The organism is Oscillatoria sp. FACHB-1407 (assembly GCF_014697545.1).
In the GTDB taxonomy this organism is placed as follows: domain Bacteria; phylum Cyanobacteriota; class Cyanobacteriia; order Elainellales; family Elainellaceae; genus FACHB-1407.
In genome coordinates this window covers 124,046-138,896 of the sequence record NZ_JACJSA010000018.1, presented here as the reverse complement: position 1 = coordinate 138,896, position 14,851 = coordinate 124,046, and the positions used below count along the sequence as shown (strand labels likewise).

Below are 14,851 nucleotides of genomic sequence, written 5' to 3'. Positions count from 1 at the left end.
CTTGACTTCCCTGCTATGCTCTATGTCGTTAGAGATATACGCGATCGCTCAAATCTAGCTGAGTAAAGTTAGATAGATCATTGGTGTGTCTTCTCTTAAATCGATTGACTCCCATCAAATAGGGCTCGCACACAAGACTTGATCAATGGGCACTGACAACCTAGATCCGATCGATTAGGACTTGCTGTATAACATTACCAAGATAAAAAAATATCATCTCAATTTGGATTAAGGCTGCTCACCTGAAACACGAGATAACAATGCACTATTTCATGGGCAATAAACATAAAATAACTATTCAGTCTGCAATTCTGACAGTCATTCCAATCACGTTTATTGGGATTTCGCTGTTTCTTCGCCATCAACGAGGTCCCTATTGGTTGTTCAGCAATTCCGACCCTGAATATGCTTACCTATTAAATTCACTCAATGTTATTCAATCAAATCCTCTAGGGCATACCGAACATCCTGGTACATTAGTTCATATTCTAGGCGCATTCATTATTGGTATCGTATATGTTTTTCAGGCAATAACAGGTTTAGTAGATGGCACCATCATTGAAGCAGTTCTAAAAGAACCTGAACTATATTTAAAGGCTATTAATTCAACCTTCCTGTTTTTAATAGGAATTAGTGTATTTCTTGCGGGACAAATTGCTTTGGTGTTGAGCAGAAGCTTGATCCCATCGCTCATCCTTCAGTCTCCTTGTTTTCTATTTACTGCTTTAGAAGCCTCATATCGAATTTCTCCAGAACCCGTTCTATTTTTAATAAGTCAGATTCTGGCTATTATTCTACTGTTTTATATTTATCAACCGACTTTTGACCGATCGAAGAAGTTTGCTGCCCTGTTAGGAATTATGTTTGGTTTGGGCTTGGCAACCAAATATACATTCTTGCCGACGATTTTATTTATTTTGTTGGTACCTACTATCAGGCAAAAGCTAATTACGATTGGAACTACTATCGTGACTTTTGTACTAAGTACAATTCCAATCATTCCTCAGTATCCTAAAACCTTTAGTTGGCTTTATGGAGTGCTGACAAGAACTGGATACTATGGTACGGGTGAGCCAGGTTTTGTAGATTTCCAAACGGCTAAAGCTAATTTTCAAATCCTATATGCTCAAGATAAGGTTTTCTTTCAACTGACTTTTATTTCTATTGCTGTTTTTATCCTGTTAGGAATTCTCCTAAAAGTTTGGAATCCCAATTCATTTACTGAAAACGAATCAGAACAACTACTCATCAGGAGGTCTTATTTTCTGCTAGGCTGCCTTTTGCTGATTGCAGTTGTACAGTTCGTTCCGACTCTTAAACAACCTGGAATCCGTTATCTCATTTCGTCAATTAGCTTGTCTGGATTGATGATTTTTATCCAGGTGAATCTAATCCAAAATTTTTTAATAGAGAAATATTTCCCGGGGCTTAAACTCAAGGTTTTTCCGTTTCTACTTCTGGTAGCCTGTGTTGCGATCGCCATTTCTAGCACAAGTACCTACTCGCGTATAGTCGTGAGCCAATTTAGCCTCTACCAGAGTGAACTCAGCGAGCTTCAAAATCTCATAGCCCTGAACTACAGTGACTGCAATCAGGTCACTTATTTCAGATCGTCCTCTCAAGAATACGCCTTAAAGTTTGGAGATGATTTAGCACTGAGAAGTTTTTCAAATCCTCTTAAAAGGCTTTATCCTGAATCGTTCTTTTATAACATTTGGTCCCGACAGTTTGAATCTTTTAATCAATTGGTTGATATCAAAACATTGCTAAATACTAAATGCACTCTTTTACGTGGAGCACCTTGGAGCGGATATGACGAGTTATATCTTCCAAGTCTTGAGTTAGAAACTCTCTTTGAAGGTAAAGGTGAGGCGGTTTATCGTATTATTTCAACGAAATAGAGCTCATAATCTTCTATGCTTGATCAAGCTACTATTTCATTCATCTTTAATTGTGAGAAATTCATTGATTGACTTGATAGTATTAATTAAACCAGGCTATGGTGAAAATGCGTCGTTTAGTGAATGTCAAAAATCAAACAGTTATTCAGTCTGCAATTCTAGTTGCCATTCCTGTTGTATTCATCGGGATTTCGTTATTTTTTCGTTATCAAAGAGGTCCATATTGGCTATTCAGTAATTCTGACCCTGAATATGCTTATTTACTTAATTCTCTAAATGTTATTCAATCAAATCCTTTAGGACATACAGAACATCCAGGTACATTGCTCCATCTTTCTGGTGCTTTCATCATTACCGCCGCTTACTTTTTTCAAAAAATTGCAGACTTAGTTGATAGCACGATAATTGAAGCAGTCCTCAGAGAACCTGAACTTTATCTACAAATCATTAATTCAACTATCTTAATTCTCACAGGAGTCAGCATATTTCTTGTAGGAAGAAGTGTTTTGATATTAAGTAAAAGCTTGTTCCTTGCTCTCATTATTCAAATTCCTTGTTTTCTGGCGACTGCTTTGGCATCAGCATATCGAGTTTCACCTGAACCCCTTCTATTTCTTATTAGTCAAGCTTTAGCTATTATCCTATTATTCTATATTTACGAACCTGCTTTTGAACGCTCGAATAAATTTCCTATTTTATTAGGAATTATATTTGGTCTAGGTGTGGCGAGTAAGTATACCTTTCTACCTACCCTTCTATTCATCCTATTAGTACCAACGATAAAACAAAAACTAATCACAATTGGAGTTAGTATTGTTACTTTTGTGATCAGTACAAGCCCGATTATTGCCCAATATCCTAAAACCTTCAGTTGGATTTATGGAGCAATTGTAAATAAAGGGTACTATGGCAGTACAGGAGAACCAGGTTTCGTAGATTTAGTCACCGCTCAAACTAACTTTCAGTTTTTATTGAATCAAGACAAAATCTTTTTTGGACTTCTATTTATATCCTTATTTGTCTTCATTCTGCTCGGCTTTCTGATAAAAATTTGGAATCTTAATTCATTTGTTATAGACGAGACGAATTTCTCTATAGTAAGAAAATCTTACATCCTCTTAGCTTTTTTCTTGCTTATTTCATTTGTGCAGATTGTACCTATACTTAAGCAGCCATCAGTACATTATCTAGTTTCCTTAGTTAGCTTATCTGGATTAATAGTTTCCATCCAAATAAATCTGATCCAGAACATCATAAAGAAATTCTTTTCGGGATTCAAATTGAAGATTTTTCCTGCTTTGTGTTTAATACTGTGTGTTGCGATTGCTGTCCTGAGTACAAAAACTCATTCTGATGCGCTTCTAAATCAATATAATCTTTATCAACAAGAACTTGGCGACCTTCAGAGCCTTGTCAATCACCGTTATCGTGAATGTGCTCAAATTAGCTACTACAGATCATCCTCTCAAGAATATGCTTTGAAATTTGGTGATTTTTTTGCATTAGGTAGCTTTTCACATCCTTTACAAAAGCTTTATCCCAATTCCTATTTCTACAATATTTGGTCTCGGCAATATGAATCATTTAATCAACCTATCGACATTAAAACTTTCTTGAATACTCAATGCGCTATTTTACGGGGAACCCCTTTGAGTCTCCCCCAATATGAACCATATATTCCCACGTTGAATCTAGAGACTGTTTTTGAAAGCAGTAGTGAGGCGGTTTATCGTATTATTTCAGCAGAATAGTATTTACCATTATTCATGTTTGACCAATCAACAATTCTAATTACTGGAGGAACGGGGTCATTTGGCAAAAAATGTGTCAAGACATTGCTCGAACGGTTTACCCCCAAGAAAGTCATTGTTTACTCCCGCGATGAGTTGAAACAGTATGAGATGGCTCAGGAGTTTAATTCTCCTGTGATGCGCTATTTCATTGGAGATGTGCGCGATCGCGATCGCCTTGACCTCGCCATGCGGGGGGTGGATTACGTGATTCATGCTGCTGCCTTGAAACAAGTGCCAACCGCAGAATACAACCCCATGGAGTGTATCAAGACCAACATCAATGGCGCGAGTAATGTAATTGATGTGGCGATCGCCCATGAAGTTCACAAGGTGATTGCCCTCTCGACAGACAAAGCCGCTAGCCCCATTAATCTCTATGGAGCAACTAAACTCGTCTCAGATAAATTATTTGTGGCTGCCAACAATATCACAGGTTCCCTAAAAACCCAGTTTGCTGTTGTTCGTTACGGCAACGTGGTTGGCTCCAGGGGGTCTGTAGTTCCCTTTTTTCAGAAGCTTGTACGTGAGGGAGCAATTGAAATTCCCATTACGGATCCCCGCATGACCCGCTTTTGGATTACGTTGCAGCAAGGAATTGATTTTGTACTGAAAAGTTTTGAGCGGATGCAGGGAGGCGAAATTTTTGTGCCCAAAATTCCCTCAATGCACCTCACCGATTTAGCCAAAGCCCTTGCTCCTGGCATTCCTATAAAAGTTGTTGGAATTCGCCCCGGAGAAAAGCTGCACGAGGTGATGTGTCCTGTTGACGATGCTCATCTAACCCTCGAATTTACGGATCACTATGTGATTCAACCCTCGATTCAGTTTGTTCATGAAATCGATTTTGCCTGCAATGCCCTTCAGGAGAAGGGGGTTCCCGTGCCGGATGGTTTTCAGTATAGTTCTGATACCAACAGTGATTGGTTGAATCCTCAAGAACTGTTAGATATCCTCAGCGATTAGTCCCTCTCTACATGACGGCTTTTATTCCTTACGGACGGCAAGACATTACTCAGCAAGACATTGATGCTGTTGTTGAGGTGCTGCAATCGGATTGGATTACCCAAGGACCAACCATCGATCGCTTTGAACAAGCGGTTGCTAGCTACTGTGGGGTTCGGTATGCTGTCGCCGTTGCCAATGCTACTGCTGCCTTGCACATCGCTTGCTTAGCCGCAGAACTAGGGACTGGAGACGCTCTCTGGACGTCTCCTAATACCTTTGTTGCGTCAGCCAATTGTGGTCTGTACTGCGGGAGCAATGTTGATTTTGTTGATATTGACCCTCATACCTATAACGTGAGTGTCGCTGAGCTAGAGCGCAAGTTGCAATGGGCGGAGCGGCAAGGTTGTTTACCCAAGATTGTGATCCCGGTGCATTTAGCAGGGCAATCCTGCGAGATGGAAGCGATCGCTTCTCTTGCCCGTCAGTATGGGTTTTGTGTGATTGAAGATGCTTCCCATGCGATTGGAGGTCGTTACAGGCAGCAACCAATCGGCTCATGTCAGTTTTCGGATATGGCAGTGTTTAGCTTTCATCCGGTCAAAATCATCACGACAGGCGAAGGTGGGATGGTTTTAACCAATCGGGACGATTTGTATGAGAAACTGATTCGACTAAGAACCCACGGTATTACTCGCGATCCTGATCTCATGCAGGGAGATTCCCATGGACCTTGGTATTATCAACAAATCGAGTTGGGCTTTAATTACCGCATGACTGATATTCAAGCAGCACTGGGTTTGAGCCAGTTGCAACGACTTGATGAGTTCGTGCAACGACGACGATTTTTAGCCGATCGCTATAACCAGTTGCTGCAAGATTTGCCGCTCACTCTGCCCTGGCAACATCCTGATACGGAGTCGAGCTATCATCTCTATGTGATTCGCCTCAAACTCGACAAAATTGAGAAAACCCACCGTCAGATTTTTGAAGCGTTACGCCACTATCACATTGGTGTGAATCTGCACTACATCCCTGTTCATACTCAGCCTTACTATCAGCAACTCGGTTTTCTATGGGGGGATTTTCCAGAAGCAGAACGCTATTACCAAGAAGCCATTAGTCTGCCTATTTATTACGGATTGACAGGAGAAGATCAAGACAGAGTTGTGGCTGTTTTGCGAGAGGTTTTGTTATGAAAACTGCCGCTATTATTCAAGCCCGTATGGGGTCAACTCGTCTTCCAGGAAAAGTGATGAAATTGCTTTGTGGCAAGACGGTTTTGTCCCATGTCATCACACGGGTCAAAGCGTGTCCTTTAGTGGATGAAGTGATTGTTGCGACGACGACTCAATCAGCAGATGACGCGATCGCCCAAGAGGCTGAAAAAGCAGGTGTGAGTTGTTTTAGAGGGAGTGAAAATGATGTTTTGGAGCGGTATTATCTAGCTGCACAAAAATATAATGCTGATGTCGTCGTTCGAGTTACGTCAGATTGCCCACTATTAGACCCAGAAGTATTAGAAAATCTGCTCGATTACTTTAGCATGATGGATGATGCAGGGTTATCCATCGATTACCTCAGCAATACACTTGAGCGCAGCTATCCAATTGGTTTAGATGCAGAAGTATTTACGTTTAACACTTTGGAAATTGCTTACCACAACGCTGATCAACCCTATGAAAGGGAGCATGTGACCCCCTACATCTATCAACATCCTCAAATTTTTGCACTCCATAATCAACATTATGATGAAGACCTCTCTCATTATCGTTGGACACTTGATACCCCTGAAGACTTAGAGTTTATTGAAGCGGTGTATCAGGCGTTATATCAGCCCGATCGCCTTTTTATGATGGATGATATTTTAGAGTTGTTGAAAGCAAAACCACATTTAACGCAAATTAATGCCCACATTCAACAAAAGAAGTTAGGAGAGTAATGAGATCTAAAACGGAACAAGAACTCTTTTGGGAAGGGCAGTTTGGTAATGACTATACTCAACGCAACGATATTTTGTGGGAACAACGGCAACCCTTCTTTGCTAACATTTTAAGCAAAACGTTTGGGGTTAGAACCATTTGTGAGTTGGGAGCCAATCGGGGACATAATCTTCAGGCGATCGCTCATCTTAGCTCTAATTTTGAGTTAACTGGAGTTGAGCTAAATCCAGTAGCATTCACCACTCTAAAAGCAATTTCTAATGTAAGCGCAGTTCACGTATCAATTCAAGAATTTCAGCCTAATCAAACCTTTGATCTGGTATTTACTTGTGGAGTATTAATTCACATTAACCCTGATGATCTACCCCTGATTTATCAGAAGATGTATGATCTCTCAAACCGCTATATTCTAATCAACGAATACTTCAACCCAGTGCCAGTAGAACTCAGCTATCGTGGTCATTCAGAGAAGTTATTTAAGCGAGATTTTGCCAGAGAGTTCATTGAGCAAACCCAACAAGTTTCGGTTGTAGATTATGGTTTTTTGTGGCAACAGGTTAATCCTTCCTGGGATAACACGACCTGGTTTTTACTAGAGAAAATAGCCTGATCTTGTATGACTGAAAAACAACCATTGGTCGGCATTATTAACTATGGCATGGGTAACCTTCGATCTGTTGCTAATGCGATCGCCTCCCTCCAGTTTCCGGTTCAAATTGTTGATCACCCGACTGAACTGATCCAATTCAGTCACATTATTTTGCCGGGAGTTGGAGCGTTTGGGGATGCGATGAATAATCTGCAAACTCAAGGTTGGATTTCTGCTTTAGAGAAAGAAGTTAGAGAAAACAAAAAACCTTTCTTGGGGATTTGTTTGGGAATGCAACTCTTGGCAACCATGGGCACAGAGCATGGGACTCACAAAGGTTTAGATTGGGTTGCCGGAACGGTAGAACGCCTACCAGCCAACGATCCAGATATTCGCATTCCCCACATTGGATGGAATGATGCTCAGATCTTAAAGTCAGATGGCTTATATGCTGGTTTCACTAAAACACCGACTTTCTATTTCGTTCATAGTTATGTGTTGAAGCCGAGCGATCGCAGCATGGTGAGTGCCACGACCACTCACGGAACAGAGTTTGTTGCCAGCATCGAATTTGATAATATTTACGCCACTCAATTTCATCCTGAAAAAAGCCAAAAAGTAGGATTGGCACTGCTCAAAAATTTCTTATCCGGCATCTGAGATCTCCAACTTCTTTAAGAAGTTGGAGATCTAAAACTGTCTTCAAAGCAGGTTGAACCATGCTTAAAAAACGTTTAATCCCGATCCTTCTACTCAAAAACGGATTACTAATTCGTAGTGAGCTATTTAAGATTCACCAAATTATTGGTAACCCCATTCACGAAGTCCAGCGATTTAATGAATGGAATGTCGATGAGTTGATCTATTTAGATATCAGTCGAGACGATCAGTACGACCTGCGGCGCGATGACCATAAAATCAAAGGTTTAACCAATCCCCTTGATATCTTGGATGAGGTGAGCAAAACCTGTTTCATGCCGCTCACCTGGGGTGGACGCATTCGCACCGTAGAAGATATGCGCCAACGGATTAGCCGAGGAGCCGACAAGATTACGCTCAATACCGCTGCGGTGCGATCGCCCGACCTCATTACCCAGGGAGCAACGATTTTTGGCAGTCAGGCGATCGTCGTTAGCATTGATGTGTTGCGTCATCCCGATGGACAAACTGAAGTCTTCATTGATGGGGGACAAGAACCAACAGGCAAAAAACCGGAAGAATGGGCACGAGAAGTGGAGCAACGAGGTGCGGGTGAAATCTTGCTCAACAGTATCGATCGCGATGGCACGGGCAAAGGCTACGACCTCGATCTAATCAATACCGTTGCGGCGGCAACGACCATTCCGGTGATTGCCTGTGGTGGAGTCGGACGCTACGAACATTACGCTGAGGGTATTCGGGCAGGAGCAGCAGCGGTTGCAGCAGCAAACATTTGGCACTTCAAGGAACTGTCGGATAAAGGTGGCAAACGAGCTTTAGCAAAGGCAGGGGTTGACATTCGCCTCTAGCTTGCCTAAAGCTCTGCAAAAAGCGGTATGATTCCCGCAGTATTTTGTAGGGTGCGTTGCTCAACGCACCAATACATTTAAGTTTTGATGTACTCATCAATCTATATCCACCCATGCCAGTTCAATATTGCACTCGATGTGTCTATCCCGCTGTTAGTGCGGCTCCTCTCACCTTTGATGAGCATGGGGTTTGTTCGGGGTGTCGAGTTCACGACCAGAAAAAGAATATTGACTGGGAGCAACGCTGGCAGTGGCTCAAAGAGTTAGCCGATGAATATCGCAGTGACAATAACTACGACATTGTGATTCCGGTCAGTGGTGGCAAGGACAGCTATTTTCAGACCCATATTGCGGTCAAAGAATTGGGGTTAAAGCCACTGCTTGTCACCTACCACGGCAATAACTACCTGCCCGAAGGGGAATACAACCTGTATCGGATGCGCGAGGTGTTTGACTGCGACCACATCATTGTGCGTCCCGGTGTGGATACGCTGATTAAGATGAATCGGTTGGGCTTTAAGGTTCAGGGTGATATGAACTGGCATGCCCACTGTGGCATTTTTACTGTGCCGATTCAGGTGGCAGTGCGCTACAAAGTGCCCCTCATGTTGTGGGGTGAGCATGGATTTATGGATTTGGGGGGCATGTATTCCTACAATGATCTGGTGGAGTTCACTGCCAAGTTTCGACTGGAACACGCCCTGCGCGGCTACGACTGGGATGACTTCACCGATGAGGGCTTAGAAAAGTTAGGACGACCTGACGTGAAGGAAGGGTTAACCGCTAAAGATTTGTTGTGGGCACAGTATCCCTCCGATGATGAGATTGATGAGGTGGAGGTGCGAGGAATTTACCTTAGCAATTTTGTCAATTGGGAAGCCAATGAACACTCCAAACTGGTGATGGAGCAGTATGGTTGGAAGCCTGCTCAACAGGCTTTTGAACGCACCTACCGAACCATTTCCAACCTGGATGATATGCACGAAAACGGCATCCACGACTACCTCAAATTCATCAAGTTTGGCTACGGGCGAGGTTCTGATCACGCCTGCAAAGACATTCGGGCAGGGGTGATGACCCGCGAACAGGGCATTGAGATGGTTCGGAAATACGACCATGTTAAGCCCCGACGCGACCTGGAGCGATGGTTGGAATATGTCGGGATGACTGAAGAAGAGTTTGACATAACCTGCGATACCTTCCGCGATCCGCGAGTCTGGCGGGTTGAGGATGGGCAGTGGGTCAAAGATAATATCTGGGGCGAACCATCTGCTTATGGTGCAGTGGCGAAGTAAGCGGAGTTATAAAATGCTGAAATCATTAAATTGGAAAAATTATGGAGAAGCTAGGACAGGATCTGGATTCCAAACAATATTGGGCAGATGTAGCGAACCAATATTCAGATGCTTTGGAGAATGACTATCACAAACATCGCCTTGAAGTTATTCGATCGCTAATTCCAGAGGAACTGTTTCAACCAGGCAAACAAATTTTTGATTTTGGCTGTGGGGATGCCATTTTGTTTCCGTGGTTCTTAGAAACAGGGGGCAACATTGAAGGGATTGATATTGCTCCTGAGATGATCCAGATTGGGCAGCAACGGTTAACCAGTTGGGGATTTGACAGTTCCCTCATTCAGGTAGCTGATGTGAACTACCTTAAGCAAATTGGCTCTGCCTCATTGGATGGCTTACTCAGTTTTAATGTCTTAGCCTATCTAACGGACGAAGAAGAACTCATTTTCTATCAGGAAGCCTCTCGGATTGTAAAACCGGGAGGATATCTAATCGTGACTCATTCAAATGAGTTGTTTGATTTGTTTAGTTTGAATCACTACACAGTGGAGTTCTTTAAAGATTATTTCGTTACCGATGCTTTACAGCATGCCAAATTATCTAGCTTGCTAACTCATAGTGAGGGTTCATCTAAGGCTGCATACAATGTTCGAGAAAATCCTCTTTCCTACCATCACAAACTCAAAAAGTTTAATTTCAAAGAATTAAAGCAAGGATTTATTAACTTTCACATTTTACCTCCGCCTTTACTTCAGGATAAAACCTATCCATCCACTCTGAATGTGGATGAAGGCGATCGCTGGAAATTGATGTTTATGTGCAGCACATTTGGCTCTTGTGCAATTCGCTTGTGAAGTTAGAAACTATGCTAAAAGAATCAGAAATTCGACCCGATGAATTGATGAAGGATCAAGCGGCGCGGCTTGCTGCGGATATCCGACGATTGCTCCAACACAAGCATGAATTTGTTCATGTCAATTGCCCTGCTTGTGGTTCCTCTGAAAGTCAAAAAGCCTACGAAAAATACGAGATTCAATTCGTTATTTGTGAGCAATGTGAAACCGTATATGCTAATCCCCGTCCTTGCCCTGACCATTTAGACGAATACTATCGAGAATCGGAAAATTACGCTTATTGGAACAAATATATTTTCCCGGCTTCAGAAGCGGCTCGACGCGAAAAAATCTTTAAGCCACGGGTGCAAAAAGTCCTAGATATTTGTCATCGATTCAACGTGCCGACTCAAACCCTTTTAGAAGTGGGAGCCGGATTTGGTATCTTTTGCGAAGAGATGCAAAAAACAGAGGTATTTCAGCAGGTAATTGGAGTGGAACCCACGCCGGACCTGGCACAGACCTGTCGCGATCGCGGTCTTAAAATCATTGAGAAACCTATCGAGCACATTGATTTTGGGGCTGAACCCATCAACGTCATTGTTAATTTTGAGGTGATTGAGCACCTGTTTTCCCCTCGTGAATTCCTGATGAAATGCTATGACTTGCTATCACCGGGAGGCATTTTTATTGTTACCTGTCCAAATATCAAAGGGTTTGATATTGTCACCCTCAAAGAACAATCTAGTGCAGTAGATAATGAGCACTTAAATTTATTTCATCCTGGCTCTTTAGCTCAATTATTAGAGTCCTGTGGTTTTGAGGTGATTGAGCAGCAAACCCCTGGACGATTAGATGCCGAACTAGTTCGTAAAAAGGTCTTATCGGGTGAGTTTGATATTAGTCAACAACCCTTCCTCAAACAAGTATTGATTGACGAATGGGAGACGAAAGGAGAAGCCTTTCAAAACTTCTTATCCGATAACAAACTCTCGTCTAATATGCTGCTAGTTGCTAGGAAATATTAGAGCAAATTCATAAAGTCAATCCCAACGCTGAAGATGTTGCGACCAACAAATTCCCCCCTGCTCCTCCCTTTAAGGGAAGAGATACGACTTCATCCCTCTTTTCAGGGATGCTGTGTATACACAAGTTCTCTTAGCCCCCTAAATCCCCCAAAACTGGGGGATCTTGAGCCTTTTTCAAGGAGCTTGACCCGATCAGAAGCACCCGTACTTGGTATAGATGCGAAGCGCGCCTTTGGGTTAACCGAAACACCTTCTGCTAGGGGGTTTGGGGGAGACAGTAGCGTCCCCCAATTGGGGGTTTGGGGGAGAATCCCCCAATGCCTGGTTTTCAAGCTAATAAAGGTAACTGAGTACCTCATTGGAAGAAGCAGAGATGTTTACACCGTAGCTTTTCAAGGGAGATACCGCAGGCAGAGGAATCAGAAATTTAACGGACAAAAATGGTTATTCTGATTCGCGCAGATGCTTCTACCCGAATTGGGACTGGTCATATCATGCGTTGTCTGGCTCTGGCTCAAGGCTTGCAGTCGGCAGGACATCACCCGATTGTTGTCGCGGCTCAAATCACCCCCAATCTAGTCAGTCGTCTTCAAACATTAGACATTCAGCTCATTAACATTCCGCATGAACTGGGTAGCTTGGACGATGCTCAAGCAACGATCGCTCTAGCCCACCATTATCAAGCGATCTGGATTAATGTGGATGGCTATCACTTTGGCGCAGACTACCAACGCTGGATTAAAGCGGCAGGCTTGAACCTACTGTTTTTTGATGACTATCAACATGCCTCTCACTACGATGCCGATTTAGTGTTGAATCAGAATGTCTATGCGTGCCCAGAGTTGTACGAGAGTCGAGAGTCTTACACTCAACTGCTATTAGGCACTCGCTATGCATTGCTCAGACCAGAGTTTTTGCAATGGCAGGGTTGGCAGCGACCATCTAATACTCCTGCTTGTAAAATTTTGATCACGATGGGAGGGGCTGACCCAGACAATGTGACGTTGAAGATTTTGCGAGCCATCCAACTCATTGAGATTGAGGGCTTGGAAATCATCGCTGTGATTGGGGGCAGTAATCCCCATTGGGAATCTCTACAATCTGTGGTGCAGGCGTCCCAAGACTCAATTCACCTCAAGCAAAATGTGACGAATATGCCCGAACTCATGGCATGGGCAGATGTGGCGATCGCCGCAGGGGGCACGACTTCCTGGGAACTTGCCTTTATGGGGTTGCCCACACTGATGGTGATTTTGGCAGAGAACCAACGGGCGATCGCTGAAAAATTAGGCGAATTGGGTGCTGTGATCAACCTGGGTTGGCATGGAGATGTGACGATAGAGGCGATCGCGATCGCATTAACTGATCTCCTTTCCAATTCTGCGAAACGCTCTGACATGATGCAGCGGAACCAAACCCTGGTTGATGGCAGAGGAGTTGAGCGAGTTGTGCAGTGTTTACAGTTGTTTCCAAATAAATAGACCTGTTATGAGATAGGGAGCAGGGAGTGAATAGCCCAGCAACGGATATGTTCAGAATTTTGTGTAAAGATAGGCTTTGCCTTCGCTCTATTTTCACCCGCACTTTAGTCGCGGGTGGGTAGAAACGGGAACAGACACGTTTTAATTTACAGTCTCCACTTTAATTAGCATACCCCAGCAATTGAAAGCGGCTGTAAATCTAGGTTGGAGTGGCTTAAAGTGTGACTTAGATCACTTGAAGTCCCTTCGTTGTCTCTTCGAGTCCTTCCGTTGTCACTTCAAGTGTGATTCGAATCACTTAAAGTCCCTTCATTGCCGCTCAGAGTTCCTTCATTGTCACTTTGAGTGTGATTCAGATCACTTAAAGTCCTTTCGTTGCCGCTCAAAGTCTCTTCGTTGGGTTTCTAAGTGACTCCGTTGATATTCCTGGCTGCTTCGATGGCATTCCAAGAGACTTCATTCCCTCTAACCATCACAAAATTCACGGAGACTTAATCTCCGTCTAGAAAATTTTCGGTGCTGTTACGGAGTTAGTGATCCATCCATTTCGGGAATTTCAGAATAAAGCATTACTGAACGAAAAATAATGCTCTATTGCACTTTAAACGGTGCATCTTCTTATCCTAAAGGAGTCAATAAATGACGATTCGTACGATTGATGCCATTCTCCCACCTGCTGAAGTTGATGAAGTGCTCGCTGCCCTAGACGCTATTCGCCAAAAACTATCTTTTCTCACAGGTTTAACCCCTACTGAACGTCGTCAAATCGCTAAATTAGGGCTTAAGTCTCAGACCTTTGTCGTTAAAGCCCTCGACGTTGCCACTCAGTATTCCAACTTGATGCCTCGTTGCTTGAATATTGAGGAGGCTCGTCGGGATCTGGCATTGTTTGAAGCTTTGAACCCTGTTCTGCAATCCCTCAGTCAGTTACGAGAGTTAGTAGAAGATACTCAAATGGTGGCGGGCAGTGAAGCCTATGCGGCTGCACGAGTTGCCTATAGTTCCATCAAAACAGTGGGCAAGAGCGTGGGTTTAGATGAGGTTAAAGATGATCTAGCACAGCGGTTTCGTAAGACCCGTAAAGCTCAGCCTCAAGTTGAGCCACAAAGCTAAAGATAGAAGTTGAAGTTGAAGATGAATAGAGGCGATCGCTTTGTCATGTAGGAGAGCGATCGCTTCTTTGTTCTAATTGCTTTGGTATCGAAATAAACAGTCAGGTGAAAGCATCTAGAGGAGGCTATTGAGTAATGGCAAGAGACGATTTATAGTGCTTCAAAGCCACCAAGAGCCATCTCCCTAGTGAACCACACCTTAAAAAACGATTTTTGAAAATAAACCATGGACTTTGATAAGGCTCTGAGCAAAGCAATCACATGCATCAAAATTGAATGATCTAGGGTTCAGCTTATGCCAGAGGATCAACCCCCAATCCTGAGTACCGCAAAAGCCATTGTCTTGCAGTCACCTCCATCTCTGCTGTTTAGTCATAAAGCTCAATGGAATCGCGATCGCCTTGCAATCTGTGGGGGCATATAAAC

General features: G+C 43.1%; 14 protein-coding genes. All 14 read left to right on the top strand.

From position 1 onward, the window contains the following. Positions 1–272: 272 nt before the first annotated feature. Positions 273–1,901 carry a hypothetical protein gene (locus H6G89_RS24880; RefSeq protein WP_190511544.1) on the top strand — a complete coding sequence of 543 codons (1,629 nt, stop codon included), beginning with the start codon at positions 273–275 and terminating at the stop codon, positions 1,899–1,901. Between the two features lie 98 nt (positions 1,902–1,999). Further along, entirely contained in the window at positions 2,000–3,652 is a 1,653-nt protein-coding gene (locus H6G89_RS24875; protein WP_190511542.1) for a hypothetical protein, read from the top strand. Positions 3,653–3,667: 15 nt separating this feature from the next. Then, complete coding sequence (gene pseB / locus H6G89_RS24870; protein ID WP_190511540.1) at positions 3,668–4,657, top strand: UDP-N-acetylglucosamine 4,6-dehydratase (inverting); 990 nt, start codon at positions 3,668–3,670, stop codon at positions 4,655–4,657. 11 nt (positions 4,658–4,668) lie between these two features. After that, positions 4,669–5,835, top strand: a complete 1,167-nt coding sequence (gene pseC, locus H6G89_RS24865; RefSeq protein ID WP_190511532.1) for a UDP-4-amino-4,6-dideoxy-N-acetyl-beta-L-altrosamine transaminase — start codon at positions 4,669–4,671, stop codon at positions 5,833–5,835. After that, positions 5,832–6,578, top strand: coding sequence for a cytidylyltransferase domain-containing protein (locus tag H6G89_RS24860; RefSeq protein WP_190511524.1), 747 nt, complete (start codon positions 5,832–5,834; stop codon positions 6,576–6,578). Before pseC ends, H6G89_RS24860 begins: the two co-directional genes overlap by 4 nt. Then, on the top strand, positions 6,578–7,189 hold the full coding sequence (locus H6G89_RS24855; RefSeq protein ID WP_190511516.1) for a pseudaminic acid biosynthesis-associated methylase: 612 nt from the start codon (positions 6,578–6,580) through the stop codon (positions 7,187–7,189). The genes H6G89_RS24860 and H6G89_RS24855 overlap by 1 nt, the downstream gene beginning before the upstream one ends. Before the next feature lie 6 nt (positions 7,190–7,195). Next, positions 7,196–7,828 carry an imidazole glycerol phosphate synthase subunit HisH gene (hisH, locus tag H6G89_RS24850; RefSeq protein ID WP_190511514.1) on the top strand — a complete coding sequence of 211 codons (633 nt, stop codon included), beginning with the start codon at positions 7,196–7,198 and terminating at the stop codon, positions 7,826–7,828. A 59-nt stretch (positions 7,829–7,887) separates the two neighbouring features. Continuing rightward, positions 7,888–8,676, top strand: coding sequence for an imidazole glycerol phosphate synthase subunit HisF (hisF, locus tag H6G89_RS24845; RefSeq protein ID WP_190511512.1), 789 nt, complete (start codon positions 7,888–7,890; stop codon positions 8,674–8,676). Between the two features lie 113 nt (positions 8,677–8,789). Beyond that, complete coding sequence (locus H6G89_RS24840) at positions 8,790–9,971, top strand: N-acetyl sugar amidotransferase (protein WP_190511510.1); 1,182 nt, start codon at positions 8,790–8,792, stop codon at positions 9,969–9,971. 41 nt (positions 9,972–10,012) lie between these two features. Beyond that, entirely contained in the window at positions 10,013–10,825 is an 813-nt protein-coding gene (locus H6G89_RS24835; protein WP_190511502.1) for a class I SAM-dependent methyltransferase, read from the top strand. Between the two features lie 11 nt (positions 10,826–10,836). After that, the gene (locus tag H6G89_RS24830; RefSeq protein ID WP_190511500.1) at positions 10,837–11,832 is read left to right on the top strand and encodes a class I SAM-dependent methyltransferase; all 996 of its coding nucleotides are present in this window, start codon (positions 10,837–10,839) and stop codon (positions 11,830–11,832) included. Positions 11,833–12,272: 440 nt separating this feature from the next. Continuing rightward, positions 12,273–13,313 carry a UDP-2,4-diacetamido-2,4,6-trideoxy-beta-L-altropyranose hydrolase gene (gene pseG / locus H6G89_RS24825; RefSeq protein WP_190511498.1) on the top strand — a complete coding sequence of 347 codons (1,041 nt, stop codon included), beginning with the start codon at positions 12,273–12,275 and terminating at the stop codon, positions 13,311–13,313. 639 nt (positions 13,314–13,952) lie between these two features. Further along, the gene (locus H6G89_RS24820) at positions 13,953–14,426 is read left to right on the top strand and encodes a hypothetical protein (RefSeq protein WP_190511496.1); all 474 of its coding nucleotides are present in this window, start codon (positions 13,953–13,955) and stop codon (positions 14,424–14,426) included. A gap of 294 nt (positions 14,427–14,720) precedes the next feature. Beyond that, positions 14,721–14,849, top strand: coding sequence for a hypothetical protein (locus H6G89_RS35880; protein WP_255519502.1), 129 nt, complete (start codon positions 14,721–14,723; stop codon positions 14,847–14,849). The last annotated feature ends 2 nt before the right edge of the window (positions 14,850–14,851 follow it).